This is a genomic window from Brevundimonas vesicularis (genome assembly GCF_027886425.1).
Taxonomy (GTDB): domain Bacteria; phylum Pseudomonadota; class Alphaproteobacteria; order Caulobacterales; family Caulobacteraceae; genus Brevundimonas; species Brevundimonas vesicularis_C.
Genome location: NZ_CP115671.1, coordinates 479,480 through 501,413, shown reverse-complemented (window position 1 = coordinate 501,413; position 21,934 = coordinate 479,480). Strand labels below are relative to the sequence as shown.

Here is a 21,934-nt window from a genome sequence, read left to right as displayed (position 1 = left end):
GTCAGGCGGCGTCGGTCAGAACTGACGCCGCCAGGCTCCGATCAAGGCGAACTCCGGCGGCGCGTCTGCGACATGGCGCGGCTCGCGGCTGGCGACTGCTTGCAGCGTCATGCTGGACCCATCCCACAGCCGACGCTCGCCACCGAGGATAAAGTCGATCTGGCGGCCGCTGGGCGTCGCCGAGAAGCTGCGGCGCGAATAGGTCAGCGGATCGAAATATTCGACCGGCACGTCCGCCAGCATGGCCGAGAAGGTTCCGCGCTCGATCCTGAGCGGCTGAGCCAGGGTGAAGCTGATCCGGTCACAGATCATCGAACAGCCCGTCAAGAGCCCCAGCCGCCAATTCGAACTGATCGCCGCCTGATCCATCGACAGGAACCGACCCTCGATTTGAGTCGCCCCCATTCCCGCCTCGCCGATCAGACGCAGGCCCGGTCGCAGGGTCCAGTCGCCGCCAAAGGCATAGAAGCTGGTCCGTGAGGGCAGGGCGAAGTCGGATCCGCCCGGCAGGAAGGCGCCCAAAGGCCCGAGCCGTTCATCCAAGGCGCCGACGCTGAACGACAGACCGCCCTCCGCTCCGCGCCATCCGATCGCCGCGCGACTATAGGTCGAGGCGTCCTGCTCGACACGACGCAGCGGCATACGGCGATCGCCGCCGCCGCTTTCGCCCGAGACCGTCACCGCGCCGAAGCGCAGGGCGCCCCGCACGGCGTGGTCGGCCTGGGCCAGGGCGGCGAAACCGTCGCCCGCCGCGCCGTTGAACGGCGAGGTCGCCCCGCCCTTGCCTTGCCAGACCGAGAAGTTCATCCGGCCCGTGGCGACGTCAAGCATCGCCTCCTGACGCGGCTCGTCCCCCATCCAGGGCGCATCATACAGATCGTGACGAGGGGCGATCGGGTCAGGTCGGGCGCTGGATTGGGCCGCGATCAGGTTCAATCGACCGCCGCCCGGCAGGGCCAGGCTGGTTGTCGCCGTGGTATTCTGCTCGAACGGCGCCGCCTGATAGGATCGGCTGGGCGCAGTCGGATAGGCGCCGCCCAGTTGGACGGCGAACATCCGATCGTAGGCGTCGTAAAGCACCGTATTCAGCGCCGTCTGCCGACCGAATGCGTCCCCGAACGCGGCGCCGACGAAGCTGCCCGGTTCGCTCATGCTGACAATGGAACTCCCGTCAGCCATCGGCGTCGAGGTCGTCCCTGCCGGCCGGAAGGCGCGGGCCATGTCCAGCAGGCCGCGCCCATAAACGATGTCGGTGCCGGGATCGCCGGCGTCGCGTGCGGTCGTCAGCAAGATATCCAGAGCCGCACGCGCCGTCAGATTGGGGAAGGCCTGCATCAGCAAAGCGAGCGCGCCGGAGACATGCGGGGCCGAGAAGGATGTGCCGTTGACGCGCCAACACGACGTGCCCTCACACCCTGTGATCACATCCTCGCCCGGCGCTGAAATATACCCGGCCGCCGTATCCCCTGCCCGGTTCGAGAAGCTGGACATCGCATCGGTCGCGCCGTGCGATCCGACCGCGATGACGCTGCCGGCGAACCTGGGGTCGATGGCGTAACGCGCGGGCCAGCCCGGATTGGCGTTTCCGTCATTGCCCGACGAAGCCACGATCACGGCGCCCGAGTTGACCGCGCGCAGCAGCGCCGCCTCGAACGCCGAGCCCAACCGTCCGTCGCCGCCCAACGACATGTTGATGATCTTCACGCCATTGGCGACGGCGTAGTCCAGCGCGCGCACCAGATCCGAACTGCTGAAACAGACGTCCGTATTCTTGTCCGTGCAGTCGGAGATATCGGTGCGGATCGACAGGATAGTCGAGTTATACGCCACGCCGATCGTACCGAACCCGTTGAAGTTCGAGGCGATCACGCCCGACACGCGCGTGCCGTGACTGCTTGACGCCACATAGGGGGTGTTGCGCCCCACAACGACATCGGTCGACGCGCTGGAGATACGCCCGTCCAACTCGGGCAGGGTATTGGCGATGCCGGAGTCGACGACGGCGACGGTGACGCCGGCTCCGGTCGCGCCGGCCTGCCAGGCGGATTGGACCTTCATATTGGCCAAGCCGTAGTTCCGCAGATACTCGCTCGACGTGACCGAGGGAGGCGGAGGCGGTGGAGGCGGTGGTGGGGGCGGAGGTGGGGGAGGCGGCGGGGGTGGCGGGGGCGGAGGAACGGGGGGCGTGATCGTGCCGCCGCCGCCACCGCCTCCACCACCGCCTCCGCACGCTGCGAGAGGCAGAAACAGCAGGCCGATACCCAGGACGATCGCCCCGCGAAGCCGCAATCCGTTCACGCCCTACCCTCCCATACTCGGGCTGCTCCCCGCAGCCTTGGCACCAGTAACGCCCTAATTCTTTAACGCTTTATCGAACGTCGCCAGCAGCTTGGACCAGCCGTCCTTGGCGTCTGCTTCCGAGTAGCTTGCTCGGTAGTCGGCGTGGAAGCCGTGCTGGGCGTCGGGATAGACGACGATCTGGCTGCCGGTCTGGCCGGCGCGGGCCAGGGCTTCGCGCATCCGTTCGACGCTGGCCAATGGGATGCCCTGATCCTTGCCGCCATACAGGCCGAGCACAGGCGCTTTCAGATCGTCAGCGATGTCGACCGGCCAAGGTTGGCCCGATGAGATCTGAACCGGCGTGGCGTCTGCGGCGGGCGCCAAGCGGCCGTACCAGGCCACGCCCGCGCCGATGGCGGCGAAGCGGGCCGCCGCCTGCCACACCACCTTGCCGCCCCAGCAGTAGCCGGTGATGCCGACCTTGCCGTCCTTGGACCACGACTGCTGGCTGGCCCATTCCAGCGTCGCCGACAGGTCGCCCATCACCTGCTCATAGTTCGCCGCCGCGACGATCTGCATGATCCGCTGCATATCCGACAGCGGCGCGGGATCCTCGACCCGGACGAAGAAGGCTGGCGCAATGGCGGCGTATCCCTGCTTGGCCAGACGGCGGCAGATGTCGCGGATATATTCGTGGACGCCGAAGATCTCGGACACCACCACCACGACCGGGAACGGGCCGTCGCCCGCCGGCCGGGCGACATAGGCCGGAAGCTGGAACCCGTCCGGCGCGGCATAGGTCACGGTCTCGGTGGACAGGCCCTCGGCGTCGGTCGTGATGGGCTTGGCTTCCTTGGCCAGGGCCGCGACCGCATAGCCGGAAAAAAGCAAGCCCCCCAAGGCGCCCAGAGTTCGACGGCTCAGTTTCAGGTCGTCGGCGGTCTGGCCTTCGGGGCGGATCAGCACGGTCATGGGACGCTCCAACGCGGGAAAGACGTCAGAGCATCACGGCTGACGGCAGTCGTCCAGTCACGATAAGGCGCGCTACAAAACGGGAAGAAGGGCGCTCAAGCAGTCCGATGCCGCGCGTCGAGCGTTAGCGCCCTTCCTTCCAAGATTAGTGCCTGAAGACCCGCACGCCGGTGAAGGCCATGGCGATGCCTTTCTCGTCGGCGGCGGCGATGACCTCGGCGTCTCGCATCGAGCCGCCGGGCTGGATCACCGCCGTGGCCCCAGCCGCGACGGCTTCCAAGAGGCCGTCGGCGAAGGGGAAGAAGGCTTCGGACGCGCACGCCGAACCCTCGGCCAGCGACTGGGTCAGACCCTTGGCTTCTCCGGCTTCCTGGGCGCGGATGGCAGCGATGCGGGCGCTGTCGCGACGGTTCATCTGGCCGGCGCCGATGCCGGCCGTCTGGCCGTCCTTGGCGTAGACGATGGCGTTGGACTTGACGTGCTTGGCGACGGTGAAGGCAAACAGCATGTCCTGGATCTCGGTCGGAGTCGGCTGGCGCTGGGTGACGATCTTCAGGTCCGACGGCTTGATCAGCGACCGGTCGCGCGACTGGACCAGGAAACCGCCGGCAACCGAGCGGAACACCTCGCCCGGACCGTGGGGGTCGGGCAGGCCGTCAGTGATCAGCAGACGCAGGTTCTTCTTGGCTGCGAAGACGGCCTTGGCCTCGTCGTCGGCGCCGGGGGCGATGACGACCTCGGTGAAGATGCCGGTGATAGCGCGGGCGTCATCGCCGTTCAGCGGGCGGTTGACCGCGATCACGCCGCCGAAGGCCGAGACGGCGTCGCATTCCAAGGCGCGGGCATAGGCTTCGGACAGATCCTTGCCCACAGCCACGCCGCACGGGTTGGCGTGTTTGACGATGACGACGGCCGGCTGTTCGAACTCGGCCACCAGCTCATAGGCGGCGTCGGCGTCGGCGATATTGTTGTACCCCAGTTCCTTGCCCTGGACCTGTTCGGCATAGGCCACGCCCGGACGGCGCTCGCCGGTACGGTAAAAGGCGCCCATCTGATGCGGGTTCTCGCCATAGCGCAGGGTCTGGGCCAAGGCGCCAGCGATCGACTTGCGGGTCGGGGCGGCATCCTCGATCTGGCCAGCGAACCAGCCGGAAACAGCGGCGTCATAGGCGGCGGTGCGCGCGAAGGCGCGGGCGGCCAGGCGCTTGCGCAGCGCTAGATCGGTCAAGCCTTCGGTCTTCAGCGCCTCAAGGATCAGGCCGATGCTTTCGCCGTCGACGGCGACGGCGACATAGCCGTGGTTCTTGGAGCCCGAGCGGATCATGGCCGGGCCGCCGATGTCGATGTTCTCGACCGCCGCCTCGAACGTGCCGCCCGCCGCGACGGTGCTCTCGAACGGATAGAGGTCGATCCAGACGATATCGATGGCGCCGATGCCGTGGTCGGTCATGGCCTGGGCATGGTCGGCGGCGTCACGCACGCCCAAGAGGCCGCCGTGAACGATCGGGTGCAGGGTCTTGACCCGGCCGTCCATCATTTCGGGGAAGCCCGTCAGATCGGCCACGTCCTTGACCGGCAGGCCCAGCTTCTCGATCGCCGCGCGCGTGCCGCCGGTCGAGACCAGTTCGACGCCCAGATCGTGCAGGGTGCGGGCTGCGTCCTCCAGCCCGGCCTTGTCGGACAGAGAGATCAGGGCGCATTGCGGCTTGACCCGGTCTGGGGCGGGCGGAAAGTCGGGAGCGGCGGGCATGGGCGGCGTCCGTGATGGCAGGGGAGGATGGCGCGCCGTCTAGACCCAAACCGCTTCGCCGTCACCCCACGGACGGTTTCAGAGCCTGATCGGCAGAGATCAAATCGCTGCGCGATTATATCGACGCCGTGAATCAGGCTTTCGCGTCAGGTCGGTTCGCCGCTTGCGCCGGCCGGGCTCAGCTTCCAGCGGATCTTGGTCTCGCTGTCGGTGCGAGCCGAGCCGCGCACCACGATCTGCAGCGAACGACGGGTCAGCCCGGCGTCGATATGGACGCTGGGCTCGATGGCCACGTCCGGACCGTCGGTCCTGAACCACCAGCCCCGACCCGAGGCGCCGCGCAGCAGGATCGACCGCCGGTCGCGCGCCAGAGAGGCCTGGACCCCCGGCTCCAGATGGAAGCGGATGGCGTAGGGCGCCGCGATCTGGCGCACCATCTCCTTGCGGCCGGGCGTGGGGAAGAGCTTTTCTTCCGCCCGCAGCTCGTCCAGCCGCTGGTCCAGATAGAGCCGGCGTTGATGGTTCAGGCCGAACAACTCATTCCAGCCGTCGTGTTCCATCTCCAGCCAGACGGCGCCGTCGCCGTCGCGCAGGTCGGTGGTCACATGGATCGGCGGTCCGACCAGGCGCGGGCCCAACAGATCGCCCTTCCAGCCGCCGAGCGGTTCGTTCAGCGATCGTTCGCCCAAGGTCAGGGTCGAATGGGCCGGCGTTAGGCGCAGGGCCTGGCGGTCGGTGGAGGCCGGCGTCCAGCCCGAGCCGGTCACCAGACGATCCTTGCCGCAGGCGATCTCTAGCGCCAGCGGCTGGGCGCAGGCGGCCGCCCCCCAGGCGTCGCGCGCCGGCGGAGCGGTGTCGGCGATGATGGTCAGCAGGGGGCTGGCGATGCGCGTCAGGCCGGCGACCGCACCGGTCGCTGCAGGCGCGTCGTCGCTCCTGGCCGTCGCTTCGTCGTCGTGAGCGCGGGCGGCGGCGACGCGTTCGAAGGTGGAGGGACCGCCGCCCTGGAAGCTGGCCAGACGACCGTCGGGCAAGGTCAGCAGGCGTAGGCCTTCCGTCAGCCGGGTGATGGCGGCCGAGACGCTCTCGGGCGTCGGTTCGGACACTTGCGACAGGGCGTCGTCCAGCGTCAGCAGGTCGAGCAGCAGCTCAAGCCCCGCCTCGGGACTGCGCGAAGCGTGGCCGCCGTCGGCCTGAACCGTGGTCTTAAGGGCGCCGTCCAGCCGCGACAGCGCGTGGCGACGCAAGGTCTGCCCTGGCGCCCCCGCCAGCACGCAGCCGCCGATGGCCGCCGCCGTCAACCGCTCGGCCCGGCTGGCCAGACCGCCGGGCGGACGCAGCAGTTGCCGGGTCTGGCGCGCCAGACTGTCAGCCAGTCTCAGCCGCTCAGCCTCGGTCGCGACGGCGCCCATCCGCCGTGCGCCGCACGCCAGATTGACGACCCGCCGCGCCAGGATTTCCGGCCCCCAGGCGAAGGGCGACCATCGTGCGAAGGCGTCGGCCCAGGCCAGGGTCAGACGCAGCGCCTCGCGCGCGCCACGGTCCCCTTGAGCCATCAGCCCCGGCAGCCAGGCGAAGGCGTGAAGCTCGACCGCAAAGGGCCGCGAGGGGCTGGGCCTGTTCCACGGATCGGACGGCGGCTCGACCTCCATCGAGGCGCCGGCCAGCATGAAACGTCCGGCCAGGACATTGCGCCCCGGCGCCGGATCATGCGGGCGGAAATCGCGCGGCGTGGCGGCGAAAGCGGTCACCTTGCCTCCGCCCAGCGGCGACCCCAGCGTCAGGCCGTAACCGGGCAGGCCGTAAAGCTCGATCCACAGCTGCCGCGTCGCCAACCGTCCGGCGATGGCGGGCCACAGGCCGGGTCCGGCGATCGTGTCGCCCGACCGCACGGGCGTGCGCACCGGCGCGCCAGGCAGGCCGGGAATCTGACCCGAGGCGACGTCCAGCGTCGTTTCCTGGCCCCGCGGGGCGAAGGGGCCGAGCGGGCTCATGCGGAGGCCGGCGCGGCTTTCAGAGCGGCGATATTGGCCGCGTAGTCGCCCTTGAAAACGAATGACCCGGCGACCAGCGCATCGGCGCCGGCGGCGACGCAGGCGGCGGCGTTGGCGGAGGTCACGCCGCCATCCACCTGAAGGTGAGCCGACGAACCGGCGCGGTCGAGAATGGCTCGCGCGCCCGCGATCTTCTTCAGCGAACTGTCGATAAATTTCTGACCGCCAAAGCCCGGATTGACCGACATGATCAGCACCAGATCGACCAGATCGACCACCTCTTCCAAGATCGACAGCGGCGTCGCCGGATTGAACACCACGCCCGCCTTGGCGCCCAGCTGACGAATGCGACCCAAGGTGCGGTGCAGATGCGGCCCGCTCTCAGGATGGACGGTCAGGACATCGGCGCCTGCTTCGCGGAACGCCTCCAGCCAAGGATCGACCGGCGCGACCATCAGGTGCACGTCGAACGGCAAGGTCGTGTGCGGCCGGATCGCCTTCACGATGTCGGGGCCGAGCGTGATGTTCGGCACGAAATGCCCGTCCATCACATCGACGTGGATCCAGTCGGCGCCCGCCGCCTCAAGCGCGCGGACTTCTTCACCCAGCCGCGCGAAATCGCTGGCGAGGATCGACGGGCAGATCAGAGGAGTAACGGCCATGGCCTTCCGGATAAGGCGGGTTGCGGGCGGGAGCAAGGCGCTCCCGCTCAGGACACCCGTTCCAGCCTTGCCGCGAAGAAGCCGTCCAGTCCGCCGTGTTCGGCCCACATGGAGGGCAGGATGCGCAGCCAGCCTTCGGGCGTCAGCGCCTCGGGCGGGGCGCCGACCGCGGCCGGATCGGCGGCGACAGTGCGGAACCCGGGGTTGCGACGCAGGAAGGCGATGATCTGGGTCTCGCCCTCCTCACGCTCCAGCGAGCAGGTGCAATAGACCAGACGGCCGCCCGGCTTCACGCGCTCGGCGGCGGCATCGAGCAGGCGGTGCTGAACGTCCGCCAATTTGGCGACCTCTGCCGGTTTGGTGGCGCGCAGGACTTCGGGATTGCGGCGGAAGGTGCCCGTCGCGGTGCAGGGCGCGTCCAGCAGGACGGCGTCGAAGGTGCGGGCGTCCTCCCAGTCCTCGGCCGGAACGGCGACCACTTCAGCCGTGAGGCCGGTCCGCTCGAGATTCTGCGTCAGGCGTTTCAGACGCGGGGCCGAACGGTCGAGCGCGACGACCGTGGCGCCGGCGGCCGCCAGTTGCAGCGTCTTGCCTCCAGGCGCGGCGCACATGTCGAGCGCCGTCTCGCTGGGCTTCACATCCAGCAGCCGGCCGGGCATGGCGGCGGCCGCGTCCTGGACCCACCAGTCGCCGTCCTCGAAACCGGGCCATCCGGCCACATCGCCGCGACGGCCGGTGCGGACCGTACCGCCGGTCAGCACCTCGCCATCGACAGCGGCAGCCACGGCGGCGGGATCCACGCCCGGCTTCAGGCTGAGATCGGTCGCGGGTTCTTCGCGCGCGGCCAAGGCCAGACCCGCTAGGGCGGCCTCGCCATAGGTCGCCTTCCAGCGCGCCGCGATCCAGTCCGGCAGATTGCTTTCGGCCGTCGTCAGGCCGGGACCTTCGCGCCCAACCCCGCGCAGCACCGCATTGACCAGATTCTTGTAGGGTCGGGTCTTGGGATCGCGCTCGGCCAGTTTCACCGCCGTCGAGACGGCGGCGAAAGCGGGCGTTTCCAGCACCAGAGTCTGGGCCAGGGCGATGCGCATCAGGGTGCGCACGGCCTCGGGCGGAGACTTCTTCAGGCGGCGATCCAGAATCTGGTCGATCTCACCAAGGCGACGCAGGGCCGCCATGGCCACGGCGCGGGCGAAGGCGCGGTCCACCGGCTCCAGCGCGCGTGCGGCGGGCTGAGACAGGGCTTCGTCCAGCCCGTTGCGCTTCTCCAGCGCGGCGTTCAGCAGGATGCCGGCGACGACGCGGGCCTCCACGCCGATGTCGTCCTGCGACGGACCTTGATCGGCCTCGGCCGAGGCCGGGCGCGGGCGGCCCTTGGTGGCCATGCGACGGCCGCGCGCCTGCGAGCTCTGCCCTCCCCGTCCCTCGGTGCTCATACAGCCACCTGTGCGCCCAGCTCGACCACGCGGCCGGGCGGGATGTGGAAGAAGTCCGTCGGATTGGCGGCGTTGCGCATCAGGAAGATGAACAGCTTGTCCTGCCACAGCGGCATGCCCTGACGCGCCGACGGGATCAGAGAACGTCGGCCCAGGAAGAAACTGGTCGACATGATGTCGAACTTCAGCCCCTGTTTGCGGCACAGGCCCAACGCGCGCGGCACGTTCGGCGTCTCCATGAAGCCGTAGGTGACCGTGACCTTCTTGAAGTCGTCGTTGATCGGCTCCATCCGCACCCGGTCGGCCTCCTTGACGCGCGGGCGCTCGGAGGTGCGCACGGTCAGGATGACGTTCTTCTCGTGCAGCACCTTGTTGTGCTTGAGATTGTGCATCAGGGCGACCGGGGCGACATCGGGATCCGAGGTCAGGAAGATGGCCATGCCCGGCGCACGGTGCGGCGGACGGGCCTGAAGCATCTCGATCAGATCGTTCAGCGGCAGGCTGTCCTTGCGCGTCTTGGTCGTCAGAATCTGCGTCCCCCGCACCCAGGTCCACATCACCACGACCAGCAGGGCGCCCAGCACCAGCGGCATCCAGGCCCCGTCCGGAATCTTCAGCAGGTTGGAGGTCAGGAAGACGCTGTCGATGAAGGCGAACGGAATGAGGGTCCCCGCCACCGCCCACATCGGCCACTTCCAGCCCTTTCGGATGACCGAATAGGCCATCAGCGTATTGACCAGCATGGTGCCGGTCACCGCCACGCCATAGGCGGCGGTCAGGTTATGCGAGCTCTGGAACACGACCAGCAGCACCAGCACCCCGATCATCAGGAAGGTGTTGACCGCCGGCACGAAGATCTGACCGGCCTGGGTTTCGGACGTGTTCTTGATGTCGATGCGCGGCAGGAGGCCCAGCTGCACCGCCTGTTGCGTCACCGAGAAGGCGCCGGTGATCACCGCCTGAGAGGCGATGACGGTCGCGGCGGTCGCCAGGATCAGCATCGGCCAATAGGCGAACTGCGGCACCATGTTCCAGAACGGGTTCTCGGACGCGGCCGGATTGTCCAAGATCAGGGCGCCCTGGCCCAGATAGTTCAGCGTCAGGCACGGCAGGACGAAGGCCAGCCAGCCCATGCGGATCGGCGCCTTTCCAAAATGGCCCATGTCGGCATAGAGGGCCTCGGCCCCCGTCACGGCCAGGAAGACGCTGCCCAGGATCACGAAGCCCAGGAAGCCATCGTTGAGCAGAAGCATGACGCCATAGTGGGGCGACAGGGCCCGCAGCACGCTGACGTCGTCGAAGATATGATACAGGCCCAGGGCCCCCAGGCTCAGGAACCAGACGGCGGTGATCGGGCCGAAATATTTGGCCAGGCTGGCCGTGCCGCGTGACTGGACCAGGAACAGAGCGATCAGGATGCCGGCCGAGATCGGCACGATGAAGGAATCCAGCCGCCCGGCCAGACCCGGCGCGTCCTGCAGGCCTTCGACGGCGGACAGGACCGAGATGGCGGGCGTGATGATGCCGTCGCCATAGAATAGGGCCGCGCCGCAAACGCCCAGAATGAAGATCCAGGCGCTGCGCCGACCGACCGCGAACTGGGCCAGGGCCATCAGCGACAGGGTGCCGCCCTCGCCCTTGTTGTCGGCGCGCATCAGGAAGAAGACGTATTTGAACGTCACCACCACCATCAGCGCCCAAAACGCCAACGACACGACGCCGATCACGGCCAGATCGCCCCCGACGCCGGAGCGCGCATGGTCGATCGCCTCACGCAGGGCGTAAAGCGGACTGGTGCCGATGTCGCCGAACACCACGCCGATCGCGCCGATGGTCAGGGCCCAGAAGCCGCCGTGCTTGGCGGCCTGGCCGCCCGGGATGTGGGATTCCGGACCCGTGGCGTGGGTGGGCTTGTCCGGCGTGTTCGACGCGGGCGAGGGAGCGCTCGCGTCGTGGGGAGTGTCCCCGGCCATGCGTATCCTCCGGGTCTCCGACGCGGCGTCGGTCCCTTCAAAGCGGCGAGCCTTTAGGCCCATTCCACGCGGTCTTCAATCGCGCCGCAGCGGATTCGGTTTCGGCGTTCTGCGGCGCGATTTGTGATTCGGCCCCTGAACGCCTATTTTCGCATCAGGAACAGAACCATGTCAGACAGCCAACGCTTCCCCGTCGCCGCCCACGCCCTGGCCTATATGGCCCACAAGGGCGCATTCGGGCCTGCGCAGGCGATGCCCAGCGGCGTGCTGGCGTCCTCGATCCCGACCAATCCCGTCGTGGTGCGCCGCGTGACCGCCCTTCTCGCCAAGGCTGGACTGATCGCCACCCGTCCGGGCGCGACCGGCGGCTCCTGGCTATTGCGGCAGCCTGAGGACATTCGGCTGGATCAGGTGCTGAAGGCGGTGAACGGCTGCGCCCACATCGGTTCGCCCCCCGCCGGCGCCAAGGGTTGTCCGATCAGCGAACATATCCCGCGCCAGGTCGCCAAGGCCCTGACCGCCGCCGACGAGGCCGCGACCGAGGCTTTGTCCAAGGTCACCATCGCCGACCTTCTGGCCGAGAACCCGATCTCGCTAGCGGCCTTTGCGCCGCACAAGTCCTGCCCCGTCGCGGCCTGATCGCGCCGTGAACCGAACCGTTCTGATCACCGGCGCCTCCGCCGGCATCGGCGCGGCCCTGGCCCGGATCTATGTGGCCGAGGGTTGGAATGTGATTCTGACGGCGCGTCGCCAAGCCCCGTTGCAGGCCCTAGCCGACGACCTGACCGCCGCCCACGGCGTGACCGCGACCGTGATCCCCGAAGACCTGTCCGACCCCGCGGCGCCCGAGCGGCTGGTCGCGACCATCGAGGCCCGCGGCCTGACCGTCGACGGCCTGGTCAACAATGCGGGTTTCAGTCGGGTCACCGGCTTTCTGGACACCGACCTGAGCGCCCACCGCGCCATGATCCAGGTCATGCTGACCGCGCCGGTCGAGCTGTCGCGCCTGTTGCTGCCTGGCATGATCCAGCGCGGCTTCGGCCGAGTGCTGAACGTCGCCTCGCTGGCCGGCCAGATCCCCGCGACCGGCGGCGACACCCTGTACGGGCCGATCAAGAGCTTCCTAATTAAGGCCTCGCAGGGCTTGCATCTGGAGACGCAGGGAACCGGCGTTCACGTGACGGTGCTGAACCCCGGCTACACCCTGACAGAATTCCACGACGTCAACGGTTCGCGCGAGCAGGTCTCCATCGCCTATCCGGCCTGGATGTGGATGGACGCCGCGCGCGTGGCGCGCATCGGCCATGACGCCTGCGAGGCCAACCGTCCCAGCGTCACACCCGGCGTCATGAACAATGTCATGGCCGGACTGGCTCGCTTCCTGCCCGATGGCCTGGCGCTCCGCATGGTGGCGAACCACGCGAAGCGGCTGGACCGGATCTGATCAGATGTGGATGGCGTGCCCGAGGACGCGCAGGCTGGCCTCATGGAAGGCTTCGCCCAGCGTCGGGTGGACGTGAATCGTCCCGGCGATGTCTTCCAGCACTGCGCCCATCTCCAGCATCTGGGCGAAGCTGTTGGAGAGTTCCGACACATGCTGGCCCACCGCCTGGATGCCCAGGATGCGGTGGTCGGTCTTGGACGCGATCACCCGCACGAAGCCGCCGTCCTCGCCCGCCTCGATGGCCAGGGCGCGACCGATAGCGGCGAAGGGGAAGACCGACTGGATCACATCGTCACGGCCCGCGACCTCGTTCGGGCCCAGACCGGCCGAAACGATCTCCGGCTCGGTGAAACAGACGGCGGCGATGGTGACGGGATCGAAGATGCGGTCGTGGCCGGCGATGATTTCGGCGACCACCTCGCCCTGGGCCGAGCCTTTGTGCGCCAGCATGGGTTCGCCGGTCAGGTCGCCGACCGCCCAGACGTTCTTCATGCTGGTGGCGCAGCGCTGGTCGATCTTCACGAACGGGCCAGCCATGGCCACGCCCATGTTCTCCAGACCCCAGCCCTGCGTACGCGGACGCCGGCCAACCGTGACCAGCACCTTGTCGGCATCCAGTTGCAGCGGCTCGCCGTCCTTCGTCGTGATCGACAGCTTACCGTCGCCGAAGCCCCCGGCGCGTGCGCCCAGATGCAGTTCGACCCCGTGCTTCTCCAGCCACTTGGCGACCGGATCGGTCAGAGCCTTGTCGTAGAGCGGCAGGATGCGGTCGGCCATTTCGACGATGGCCACCTCGGCGCCCAGCTTGCGATAGGCGATGCCCAGTTCCAGGCCGATATAGCCGCCGCCGACGACGACCAGCTTCTTGGGGACCTCTGACAGGCTCAGCGCCTCGGTCGAGGAAATGACGTCGCCGCCGAACGGCAGGAAGGGCAGTTCAACCGGCTCGGACCCCGTCGCCAGGATGACGTGTTCGGCAGTGATACGGATGTCGCCTTCGTCGGTCTTCACCACGCAGGTCTTGGCGTCGGCGAACTCGGCCCAGCCCTTGATGACCTTGACCTTGGCCTTCTTCAGCAGGGCCGCGACGCCGGCGTTCAGCTTACGGACGATGCCGTCCTTCCATTCGACCGTCTGCGACAGGTCGATGGCCGGCGCCGCCGCCGTGATGCCCAGCATCCCGCCGCCGGCCGCCTTGGCCACCGTCTCGAACTTGCCCGCCGCATGGATGATGGCCTTGGACGGAATACAGCCGACGTTCAGGCAGGTGCCGCCCAGCCCGTCGCCGCCGTCCACCAGCACGGTGTCGAGGCCCAGCTGGCCGCAGCGAATGCCGGCGACATAGCCGCCGGTGCCCGCCCCGATGATCAGGACTTTGGTTTTCAGGGTCTGGGTCAACGATAGGCCTCAAGGCGGGTGCTGAACTGCGGAGGAACTTGCTGGGGCTCGAAAACACGGACCGCGCCGGTCTGGGTTTCCATGGCCAGTACGACGTCGCCGGGTTTGACGCGCTGAAAATCGACGCAAATCATGCCTTGATAGCCGCCCAACGGACGGGCGGTTTCTGCAGCGGTCAGGGTGTATGTCTCTTGCGGCGCGCCTTGAAGCGTTTCCATTCTGGCGATGGTCGCCTTGGATTGAATGACCTCGATGGTCGGCGTCCGGCTGGGTTCAGCCAAACGCTCCACGGTCGTCACGCGCCCGATGAACAGCGCCGGCCCATCGGTCCGTAGCAGAAACGACCAAGCCGGCGGCGGCTCGGGAACGCAGGCGTTAGCGGACGAGGCGACGACGCCGACGGCTGCTAGCAGGCTGGCGCCGAAGGTCAGCGCTTTGACTTTGATTTGCCGCATCACATTACCCTTCCAATCCCGATGATCCTCTCTCGGCGAGGAAAGAGGATCATCAAGAGCCATGGCGCCGATTTCGAGGTGATAGCCATAGACGCGGGCGGACCTCGCTTTCCCGCTTAGGAAATGGGCATCACCCCATCCACAGCGTCGCCGGGTTCTCCAGAAGCCCCTTGATCCGCTGCACGAACACCGCCGCGTCGTGTCCGTCGACGATGCGGTGATCGAAGCTGGACGACAGGTTCATCATCTTGCGTACGACCATCTGGCCGTCCTTGACCACGACCCGTTCGGCGATCTTGTTGGGACCGACGATGGCGACCTCGGGGTGGTTGATGATCGGGGTATGGACCACCCCGCCCAGCGTGCCCAGCGAGGTGATGGTGATGGTCGAACCCGACAGTTCCTCGCGCTTGGCCGACCCGTCCTTGGCCGCCCCCGACACACGCGCGATTTCCAGCGCCGTATCGTAGGGGTCGCGCGCCTCGGCGTGTCGCACCACCGGCACCATCAGGCCGTTCGGCGTCTGGGCGGCGATGCCCAGATGGACCGGGGCGTGCTGGGTCAGGATGCCGGCTTCGTCGTCATAGGTGGCGTTGATCTGGGGCTGGTCGCGCAGGGCGACCACGATGGCGCGGGCGATAAAGGGCAGGACGTTCAGCTTGGGCTGGTCCTTGGACTTCGTCGCGTTCAGGTGAGCGCGCAGCTCCTCCACCGCCGTCATGTCGATTTCCTCGACATAGGTGATGTGGGGAATGCGGCGCACGCTCTCGGCCATCTTCTCCGCAATCTTGCGGCGCAGGCCGATGATCTTGACCTCGGTCGTCCCTTGCGCCTTCGCATAGGTCGAGCCGCCGCCGGACGGCGCCGATGCGGGTTGCGAACCGCCGCGCGCGATAAAGCCGTCCAGATCCTCGTGCGTGATCCGACCCGCCGGGCCGGAACCGGGCACGAAGGTCAGATCGACGCCCAGATCCCGCGCACGATTGCGCACGGCCGGCGAGGCCGACGGGCGTTCGCCGGGCGCACGTCCGGTCAGGGCGGGAACAGGCTTGCCCCCTCCCCCGCTGCGCGGGTGCTCCCCCGGCGGGGGAGATTTCGGTGCGGGCGCCGCTTTCGATCCTCCCCCATCGGGGGAAGGGGACCGCGAAGCGGTGGAGGGGGCCGAAGCTGAAGCCGGCGTCGAGACATTGCCCCGACCCTCGACGTCGAACGCCACCAGAGGCCCGCCGACCGGCACCGACTTGCCCGCCTCGCCGTATAGGGCGACGACCGTTCCGGCGACCGGCGAGGTGATTTCGACCGTGGCCTTGTCGGTCATGATATCGGCGATGATCTGGTCTTCCTCGACCGCATCCCCGACCTTGACGTGCCAGCCGACCAGCTCGGCCTCGGCTGTGCCTTCACCGACGTCAGGCAGTTTGAAGACATAGTTGCCGGATGTCGGCGCCTCGACAGCGGGGGCTGCCGGCGTCTCAACCTTCGGCGCTTCGGCGACCACGGGCGCGGGGTCCGGTTTGGCGACGGCAGGGGCGGCAGGCGTCGGGGCGTCATCGGCATTGCCCGCCCCCTCGACCTCGAACTCCACCAGAGGACCGCGCACCGGCACCATGGCGCCGGGTTCGCCGTGCAGGGCGACGACCTTGCCGCTGACCGGGGCGGTGATCTCGACCGTGGCCTTGTCGGTCATGACGTCGGCGACGATCTGGTCCTCGGCGACGACATCGCCGACCTTGACGTGCCATCCGACCAGTTCGGCCTCGGCGGTGCCTTCGCCCACGTCGGGCAGTTTGAAGACGAAACGACCCATCCTATCGACCTCCCGTCATGACGCTCTTCAAGGCGTCTGCGACCCGTTGCGGCCCGGGGAAATATTCCCATTCGAAAGCGTGCGGATAGGGCGTGTCCCAACCGGTGACGCGCGCGATCGGCGCCTCCAACGAATAGAAGCAGCGCTCCTGCACCAGGGCCGACAGCTCGCCGCCGAAGCCCGAGGTCTTGGGCGCCTCATGCACGATGACGCAGCGGCCGGTCTTCTTCACCGAGGCCTCGATGGCTTCGATGTCCAGCGGCACAAGCGAGCGCAGGTCGATGACCTCGGCGTCCACGCCCGCGTGCTCCGCCCCGGCCAGGGCGACCCAGACCATGGTCCCATAGGCCAGGATAGTGACGTCGTTTCCTTCGCGCATCACACGCGCCTTGCCGATCGGCTCGACATATTTGCCGGTCGGGACCTGGGCCAATTCTTGCGACTTCCACGGGCTGACCGGCTTCTCGTGCCAGCCGTCGAATGGGCCGTTGTAGAGGCGTTTCGGCTCGAAGAAGACGACCGGATCGTCATCCTCGATGGCGGCGGTCAGCAGGCCCTTGGCGTCATAGGGGTTGGACGGAATGACGACCTTCAGGCCCGCGATATGGGTGAACAGGCTTTCAGGGGACTGGCTGTGGGTCTGACCGCCGAAGATGCCGCCGCCGTAAGGGCTGCGCACCGTGATCGGCGAGGTGAACTGACCGCCCGAGCGGTAGCGCATCTTGGCCGCCTCGGAGACGATCTGATCGTAGGCTGGATAGATGTAGTCGGCGAACTGGATTTCGACGACGGGACGCAGACCATAGGCGCCCATGCCGATGGCGGCCGCGACGATGCCGCATTCCGAGATCGGGGCGTCGAAGCTGCGGGTCAGGCCGTGCTTCTGCTGCAGCTTGTCGGTGACGCGGAAGACGCCGCCGAAATAGCCGGCGTCCTCGCCGAACGACAGGACGTTGGCGTCTTCGGCCATCTTGACGTCGATGGCCGAGTTCAGCGCCTGGATCATGTTCATGGGGACCACGCCCGCGCCCGTCGCTTCCGAGGCGGGGGCGGCGTTCTGGTCGACCATGTCGGGCTCGACGCCGTCGTTGCGATCGGCTTCGGTGAAGGTGGTTTGCTCGCTCATGGTCAGACCCCCACCTCGCGGCGCTGTTCGATCAGGCGCCAGTCTTCGGTCGCATAGACCTCTTCAAACATCGTCTTCACGCTGGGGCGCGACTGGCCCAAGGTGCCGATGGCTTCGGATTCCTTGCCGGCGGCGCGGACCTGTTCGACGGCGTCCTTCAGCGCGGCGGCGTGACGTTCGTCGTCCCATTCGCCGATGACGGTCAGATGCTGGCGCAGACGTTCGATCGGATCGCCCAGCGGCCAGTTCTCATGCTCGTCGCCGGGGCGATAGCGGCTGGGGTCGTCGGAGGTCGAGTGCGGGGCGCCGCGATAGGTGAACAGCTCGATCACCGTCGCCCCCTGGTTCGACCGCGCCCTTTCCTCGGCCCACTGGGTCGCCGCCCAGACCGCCAGGAAGTCGTTGCCGTCCACTCGCAAGGCCGGAAGGCCATAGCCGATGGCCTTTGAGGCGAAGGTGGTCTCAAGCCCGCCGGCGATGCCCTGGAAGGAGCTGATGGCCCACTGGTTGTTGACGACGTTCAGGATGACCGGGGCGCGATAGACGGAGGCGAAGGTCAGGGCGTTGTGGAAATCGCCTTCTGCCGTGGCGCCGTCGCCGATCCAGCTGATGGCGATCTTGTCGTCGCCCTTGTAGGCGCTGGCCATGGCCCAGCCGACGGCCTGCGGGACCTGGGTGCCCAGATTGCCGCTGATCGTAAAGAAGCCGTAGTCCTTGGCCGAATACATGATCGGCAGCTGGCGGCCTTTGATCGGATCTTCGGCGTTCGAATAGATCTGGTTCATCATCGCGACCAGCGGATAGCCGCGCGCGATCAAAAGCCCCTGCTGGCGATAGGTGGGGAAGCCCATATCCTCGCGGCTCAGGATCATGCCCTGGGCGACCGCGATGGCCTCTTCGCCGGTGCACTTCATATAGAAGCTGGTCTTGCCCTGGCGGTGGGCGCGGTGCATCCGGTCATCGAAGGCGCGCGTCAGGATCATGGCCTTCAGCCCCCGGCGCATCGTCTCGGGATCCAGGCGCGGGTTCCACGAACCGACCGCGGCGCCCTCATCGTCCAGCACGCGAATCAGGCGGAAGGCGAGATCGCGCATCTGATAGGGCGTCGATCCGACCTCGGGCCGTTCGACGACACCGGCAGGGTCCATCTGCAGATGGCTGAAGTCCGGCGTATCGCCGGGACGGCCGGACGGCTCCGGCACGCGCAAGGACAGGGGCTGGCTATTCTTTTTGTTCATTTTGTCGTTCATGCGGGCGTCCATATCCGTTCTGGGGTCCGTCCGTGTTTCCTCTGGACGTGTGATAACACGCCGCTTAAGCAGGTGCTCGCTCAATTTGACCTTGCGCAATCCCGATATCGGGTATTTTATTTCGCGATAATCATAATCGGAGAAACGCATTGGCCGACGAACTCGACCCCATCGACGCCCGCATCCTGGATATCCTGCAACAAGACGCCGGGCTGTCGGTCGCAGAGGTCGCCGATCGCGTCGGACTGTCGGCCTCGCCCTGCTGGCGGCGGATCAAGCGGCTGGAAGACTCCGGCCTGATCACCAAGCGCGTCACCCTGCTGAACGCGCAGCTGCTGGGCCTGGACTTCGAGGTCTACGCCATCGTCAAACTGATGCTGCCCTCGGCCGACAATCTCAATGTCTTCGAGGCCGCCGTGGCCAAATGGCCGGAAGTGGTCCAGTGCGCCACCATCACGGGGCGCGAGGACTATGTGCTGCGCATCATCACCTCGGACATGCACGCCTTCGACCTGTTCCTGCGCGAGAAGCTGCTGGCGCTGGGCATCGTCTCGGACTGCGAAAGCCACATCGTCACGCGCGGCGTGAAGAATGTGACCGCACTGCCTCTTGGCATCATCACGCCTCACGTCGGATAACGTCGCTCAGGCGGCGCGGGCCGCTTTGGGAGCCGACACATGATCGAACTGGTGATCGACGCACGCCGCAAGGACCTGGGCGGGTTCGAGGTCGGGCGCGTCCTGCCCTTCCATTCGCGCCGGATGGTCGGGCCCTTCATCTTCCTGGACCAGATGGGACCGGCGGAGTTCGCGCCGGGCGCCACGGCCATCGACGTGCGACCGCATCCGCACATCGGCCTGTCGACCCTGACCTATCTGTTCGAGGGCGAGATCATGCACCACGACAATCTCGGCTACGATCAGGCGATCCGGCCGGGCGAGGTCAACTGGATGACCGCCGGCAAGGGCATCGTCCATTCCGAGCGCACCGATCCGCTGAAGAAGAGCAAGGGCGGGCCGATGCACGGCATGCAGGCCTGGGTCGCCCTGCCCGACGAGGCCGAGGAGATGGACCCGGCCTTCCACCACCTGGGCGAGGACGCGCAGCCGGTTTACGAGAACGGCGGCCTGTTCGCGCGACTGGTGGCCGGTGAGGCTTACGGCGCCAAGGCGGCCGTCCCGGTGTCGTCGCCGCTGTTCTACATCCACTGGGAGCTTCAGCCCGGCGTGCGCACCGCCCCGCCTTCCGGCAAAGGGGCCGGAGGCATGAGCGAGCGCGCGCTCTATGTGGCCAAGGGCTCGATCGAGGTCGGCGACCGCACCTTCCACGAGGGCCAGATGGTTGTGCTGGAGCCGACGGCCGAGCCGACGGTCAAGGCCCTGACCCAGTCGACCGTCATGGTCCTGGGCGGCGAGCCGGTGGGTGAACGGCTGATCTGGTGGAATTTCGTCGCCTCCAGCCAGGCCCGCATCGATCAGGCCAAGGCCGATTGGAAGGCGGGCCGGATGATGCTGCCAAACGCCGACGATCTGGAGTTCATCCCCCTGCCTGACGAACCCGCAAAGGCGCAGGCGGAGCCTGCGCCAGTGACGCCCAAGCCGACCGATCCGGTCTAGCGGGCAGGCAGAAGGTGACGCGACGAGGTCGGATCGCTACATGCGGCCTATGAACTTCGATTTCGACGCCCAGGTCACCGCCGCCCTGTTCGACAACACCGGCGCTGTCTTCGCCCTCGGCGACGGCTCGATCCGGTTCGAAGACCGGACGCGGGTGGAGGCGCACGACGGCGCCGTGCTGTGCGCCTGCGTTCACCCGTCCGGCAACGGGATCGTCACAGGCGGCGATGACGGCAAGGTCGTCTGGACCCGTCGAGACGAGGATCCGGTCGTTCTGGCCACGGCCAAGAACCAGTGGATCGACGCCATCGACGCCTCGCCGGCCTCGGGCCTGATCGCCTTTTCCTTCGGCCGCACCCTGTCGGTGATCGACCCCAAGGAGGTCGGCTTCCGGCGCGACTTCCAGCACGAGCGCACCGTCTCCGGCGTCGCCTTCGAGCCCAAGGGCCGGCGCATCGCCACCTCGACCTATGGCGGGGCGGCGCTGTGGTATGCGCGGATCGAGAAACAGCAGCCCGTGAAACTGGCCTGGGCCGGGTCGCACACCGGCGTCGCCTTTTCGCCCGACGGCGCCTTCGTCGTCACGACCATGCAGGACAATCAGATGCACGGCTGGCGCATCAAGGACGCCAAGAACCTGCGCATGGGCGGCTATCCGGGCAAGGTGCGGTCGATGGCCTTCTTGGCAAATGGTCAGCTGATGGCGACCTCAGGCGCGCAGGGCGCGGTCCTATGGCCCTTCATCGGATCGAACGGACCGATGGGGCGCGAGGCGACCGAGATCGGCTATGACGACACGACCCTGGTCAATCTGGTCTCGGCCCGCGCCGATCAGGGTTTGCTGGCCGCCGGCCTGACCGACGGTCGGGTCTGGGTCGCGCATCCGGCGGCCCAAGGTCTGAATTTCGTCAAGGCTGAGAAGGGGCCGGCCATCGTCGCCCTGTCGCTCAGCCCCGCCGTCGACAAGGTGGCCTGGGCCGACGAAGACGGCGCCGCCGGGGTCTTGATCCTCTGATGGCGACGGGCCGCAAGAGCTGGCGTCGCGTGGTGCTGACCGCGCTTCTGATCCTGGCCCTGATCCCGGTCGCGGGCGTGCTGATCGTCGCCATCGTCCCGCCGCCCCCCACCATCTTGATGTTGCGCCAACTCGCGAGGGGCGACGGCATCGACTATCAGTGGCGCGGACTGAACCAGATCTCGCCCAATCTGGTGAATGCGGCCATCGCCGCCGAGGACGCCCGGTTCTGCAGCCACCACGGCTTCGACATGGAGGCGATCCAGAAGGCCCTGGATCATAACGCCGAGGGCGGGCGCCTGCGCGGCGGATCGACCATTAGTCAGCAGACGGCCAAGAACGTCTTCCTGTGGCCCGGCCGCGACTGGATCCGAAAAGGTCTGGAGGCGGGCTACACCGTCCTGATCGAGGCCGTGTGGTCCAAGCGCCGGATCATGGAGGTCTATCTGAACGTGGTGGAATGGGCGCCTGGCGTCTATGGCGCCCAGGCCGCGTCGCGCCACTGGTTCGGCAAGGATGCCCGCGACCTGAGCCCGCGTGAGGCGGCGCGTCTGGCCGCCATCCTGCCGGCCCCGCGCCGTTACGAGGCCGCCGCGCCCGGCCCCTATGTGCGTCGGCGCGCCGCGCGCGTTCAGGCCGCCATGGGCACGGTGCGCAACGCGGGTCTGAACACCTGCGTCGTCGGCCGCTGAACCGTCACGCTTGACGGGCGACCGGGCCTGACCTCTCCTGCCCGCGCTGTTCAGGAGATCCATC

The 21,934-nt window shown here is 67.6% G+C and carries 18 protein-coding genes; 6 read left to right on the top strand and 12 right to left on the bottom strand.

From position 1 onward, the window contains the following. Window positions 1-15: 15 nt before the first annotated feature. From PFY01_RS02385 to PFY01_RS02355, 7 genes are all read right to left on the bottom strand, one after another. Window positions 16-2,058: a S8 family peptidase gene (locus PFY01_RS02385; RefSeq protein WP_271043015.1), complete on the bottom strand. Its 2,043-nt coding sequence runs from the start codon at window positions 2,056-2,058 to the stop codon at window positions 16-18. A gap of 294 nt (window positions 2,059-2,352) precedes the next feature. Then, window positions 2,353-3,252, bottom strand: coding sequence for a dienelactone hydrolase family protein (locus PFY01_RS02380; RefSeq protein ID WP_271042266.1), 900 nt, complete (start codon window positions 3,250-3,252; stop codon window positions 2,353-2,355). A 145-nt stretch (window positions 3,253-3,397) separates the two neighbouring features. Continuing rightward, window positions 3,398-5,002: a bifunctional phosphoribosylaminoimidazolecarboxamide formyltransferase/IMP cyclohydrolase gene (gene purH / locus PFY01_RS02375; RefSeq protein WP_271042265.1), complete on the bottom strand. Its 1,605-nt coding sequence runs from the start codon at window positions 5,000-5,002 to the stop codon at window positions 3,398-3,400. Window positions 5,003-5,148: 146 nt separating this feature from the next. Continuing rightward, window positions 5,149-6,996: a heparinase II/III family protein gene (locus tag PFY01_RS02370; RefSeq protein ID WP_271042264.1), complete on the bottom strand. Its 1,848-nt coding sequence runs from the start codon at window positions 6,994-6,996 to the stop codon at window positions 5,149-5,151. Next, the gene (gene rpe, locus PFY01_RS02365) at window positions 6,993-7,658 is read right to left on the bottom strand and encodes a ribulose-phosphate 3-epimerase (RefSeq protein ID WP_271042263.1); all 666 of its coding nucleotides are present in this window, start codon (window positions 7,656-7,658) and stop codon (window positions 6,993-6,995) included. The genes PFY01_RS02370 and rpe overlap by 4 nt, the downstream gene beginning before the upstream one ends. A gap of 47 nt (window positions 7,659-7,705) precedes the next feature. Further along, on the bottom strand, window positions 7,706-9,094 hold the full coding sequence (locus tag PFY01_RS02360) for an RsmB/NOP family class I SAM-dependent RNA methyltransferase (RefSeq protein ID WP_420197039.1): 1,389 nt from the start codon (window positions 9,092-9,094) through the stop codon (window positions 7,706-7,708). Next, on the bottom strand, window positions 9,091-11,067 hold the full coding sequence (locus tag PFY01_RS02355) for a potassium transporter Kup (protein ID WP_271042262.1): 1,977 nt from the start codon (window positions 11,065-11,067) through the stop codon (window positions 9,091-9,093). The genes PFY01_RS02360 and PFY01_RS02355 overlap by 4 nt, the downstream gene beginning before the upstream one ends. Window positions 11,068-11,235: 168 nt before the next feature. Between PFY01_RS02355 and PFY01_RS02350 the strand changes: the two genes are divergently transcribed. Then, window positions 11,236-11,706: an Rrf2 family transcriptional regulator gene (locus tag PFY01_RS02350; protein ID WP_271042261.1), complete on the top strand. Its 471-nt coding sequence runs from the start codon at window positions 11,236-11,238 to the stop codon at window positions 11,704-11,706. A 7-nt stretch (window positions 11,707-11,713) separates the two neighbouring features. Beyond that, a complete protein-coding gene (locus tag PFY01_RS02345; RefSeq protein WP_271042260.1) occupies window positions 11,714-12,511 on the top strand; it encodes an SDR family NAD(P)-dependent oxidoreductase in 798 nt (265 codons plus the stop codon). Here the strand turns inward: PFY01_RS02345 and lpdA are convergent, their stop codons facing one another. The 5 genes from lpdA to PFY01_RS02320 all read right to left on the bottom strand — a co-directional run bounded on the left by lpdA (window position 12,512) and on the right by PFY01_RS02320 (window position 18,535). Further along, on the bottom strand, window positions 12,512-13,909 hold the full coding sequence (lpdA, locus tag PFY01_RS02340; RefSeq protein ID WP_271042259.1) for a dihydrolipoyl dehydrogenase: 1,398 nt from the start codon (window positions 13,907-13,909) through the stop codon (window positions 12,512-12,514). After that, a complete protein-coding gene (locus PFY01_RS02335; RefSeq protein ID WP_271042258.1) occupies window positions 13,906-14,427 on the bottom strand; it encodes a hypothetical protein in 522 nt (173 codons plus the stop codon). The genes lpdA and PFY01_RS02335 overlap by 4 nt, the downstream gene beginning before the upstream one ends. 67 nt (window positions 14,428-14,494) lie before the next feature. Further along, window positions 14,495-16,171 (bottom strand): 2-oxo acid dehydrogenase subunit E2, encoded by a 1,677-nt coding sequence (locus PFY01_RS02330; RefSeq protein WP_271042257.1) that lies wholly within the window; start codon window positions 16,169-16,171, stop codon window positions 14,495-14,497. A 1-nt stretch (window position 16,172) separates the two neighbouring features. After that, the gene (locus PFY01_RS02325; RefSeq protein WP_363309573.1) at window positions 16,173-17,240 is read right to left on the bottom strand and encodes an alpha-ketoacid dehydrogenase subunit beta; all 1,068 of its coding nucleotides are present in this window, start codon (window positions 17,238-17,240) and stop codon (window positions 16,173-16,175) included. Between the two features lie 59 nt (window positions 17,241-17,299). Further along, window positions 17,300-18,535 carry a thiamine pyrophosphate-dependent enzyme gene (locus tag PFY01_RS02320; protein WP_271042255.1) on the bottom strand — a complete coding sequence of 412 codons (1,236 nt, stop codon included), beginning with the start codon at window positions 18,533-18,535 and terminating at the stop codon, window positions 17,300-17,302. Between the two features lie 161 nt (window positions 18,536-18,696). Here PFY01_RS02320 and PFY01_RS02315 point away from each other — a divergent pair, with 161 nt between their 5' ends. Genes PFY01_RS02315 through mtgA form a run of 4 tightly spaced genes read left to right on the top strand, consistent with a single transcriptional unit; the run spans window position 18,697 to window position 21,870 of the window. Next, window positions 18,697-19,185, top strand: a complete 489-nt coding sequence (locus tag PFY01_RS02315) for an Lrp/AsnC family transcriptional regulator (protein WP_055754211.1) — start codon at window positions 18,697-18,699, stop codon at window positions 19,183-19,185. A 39-nt stretch (window positions 19,186-19,224) separates the two neighbouring features. Then, window positions 19,225-20,163, top strand: a complete 939-nt coding sequence (locus PFY01_RS02310) for a pirin family protein (RefSeq protein WP_271042254.1) — start codon at window positions 19,225-19,227, stop codon at window positions 20,161-20,163. 49 nt (window positions 20,164-20,212) lie between these two features. Continuing rightward, complete coding sequence (locus PFY01_RS02305; protein WP_271043013.1) at window positions 20,213-21,178, top strand: WD40 repeat domain-containing protein; 966 nt, start codon at window positions 20,213-20,215, stop codon at window positions 21,176-21,178. Continuing rightward, the gene (mtgA, locus tag PFY01_RS02300; protein ID WP_271042253.1) at window positions 21,178-21,870 is read left to right on the top strand and encodes a monofunctional biosynthetic peptidoglycan transglycosylase; all 693 of its coding nucleotides are present in this window, start codon (window positions 21,178-21,180) and stop codon (window positions 21,868-21,870) included. The genes PFY01_RS02305 and mtgA overlap by 1 nt, the downstream gene beginning before the upstream one ends. Window positions 21,871-21,934 lie beyond the last annotated feature (64 nt).

Excerpts from the sequence above, each read along its gene's own strand:
- PFY01_RS02385 (WP_271043015.1), bottom strand. The coding sequence starts at position 2,058 with ATGAAGGTCCAATCCGCCTGGCAGGCCGGCGCGACCGGAGCCGGCGTC.
- PFY01_RS02380 (WP_271042266.1), bottom strand. The coding sequence starts at position 3,252 with ATGACCGTGCTGATCCGCCCCGAAGGCCAGACCGCCGACGACCTGAAA.
- purH (WP_271042265.1), bottom strand. The coding sequence starts at position 5,002 with ATGCCCGCCGCTCCCGACTTTCCGCCCGCCCCAGACCGGGTCAAGCCG.
- PFY01_RS02370 (WP_271042264.1), bottom strand. The coding sequence starts at position 6,996 with ATGAGCCCGCTCGGCCCCTTCGCCCCGCGGGGCCAGGAAACGACGCTG.
- rpe (WP_271042263.1), bottom strand. The coding sequence starts at position 7,658 with ATGGCCGTTACTCCTCTGATCTGCCCGTCGATCCTCGCCAGCGATTTC.
- PFY01_RS02360 (WP_420197039.1), bottom strand. The coding sequence starts at position 9,094 with ATGAGCACCGAGGGACGGGGAGGGCAGAGCTCGCAGGCGCGCGGCCGT.
- PFY01_RS02355 (WP_271042262.1), bottom strand. The coding sequence starts at position 11,067 with ATGGCCGGGGACACTCCCCACGACGCGAGCGCTCCCTCGCCCGCGTCG.
- PFY01_RS02350 (WP_271042261.1), top strand. The coding sequence starts at position 11,236 with ATGTCAGACAGCCAACGCTTCCCCGTCGCCGCCCACGCCCTGGCCTAT.
- PFY01_RS02335 (WP_271042258.1), bottom strand. The coding sequence starts at position 14,427 with ATGGCTCTTGATGATCCTCTTTCCTCGCCGAGAGAGGATCATCGGGAT.
- PFY01_RS02330 (WP_271042257.1), bottom strand. The coding sequence starts at position 16,171 with ATGGGTCGTTTCGTCTTCAAACTGCCCGACGTGGGCGAAGGCACCGCC.
- PFY01_RS02325 (WP_363309573.1), bottom strand. The coding sequence starts at position 17,240 with ATGGTCGACCAGAACGCCGCCCCCGCCTCGGAAGCGACGGGCGCGGGC.
- PFY01_RS02320 (WP_271042255.1), bottom strand. The coding sequence starts at position 18,535 with ATGAACAAAAAGAATAGCCAGCCCCTGTCCTTGCGCGTGCCGGAGCCG.
- PFY01_RS02310 (WP_271042254.1), top strand. The coding sequence starts at position 19,225 with ATGATCGAACTGGTGATCGACGCACGCCGCAAGGACCTGGGCGGGTTC.
- PFY01_RS02305 (WP_271043013.1), top strand. The coding sequence starts at position 20,213 with ATGAACTTCGATTTCGACGCCCAGGTCACCGCCGCCCTGTTCGACAAC.
- mtgA (WP_271042253.1), top strand. The coding sequence starts at position 21,178 with ATGGCGACGGGCCGCAAGAGCTGGCGTCGCGTGGTGCTGACCGCGCTT.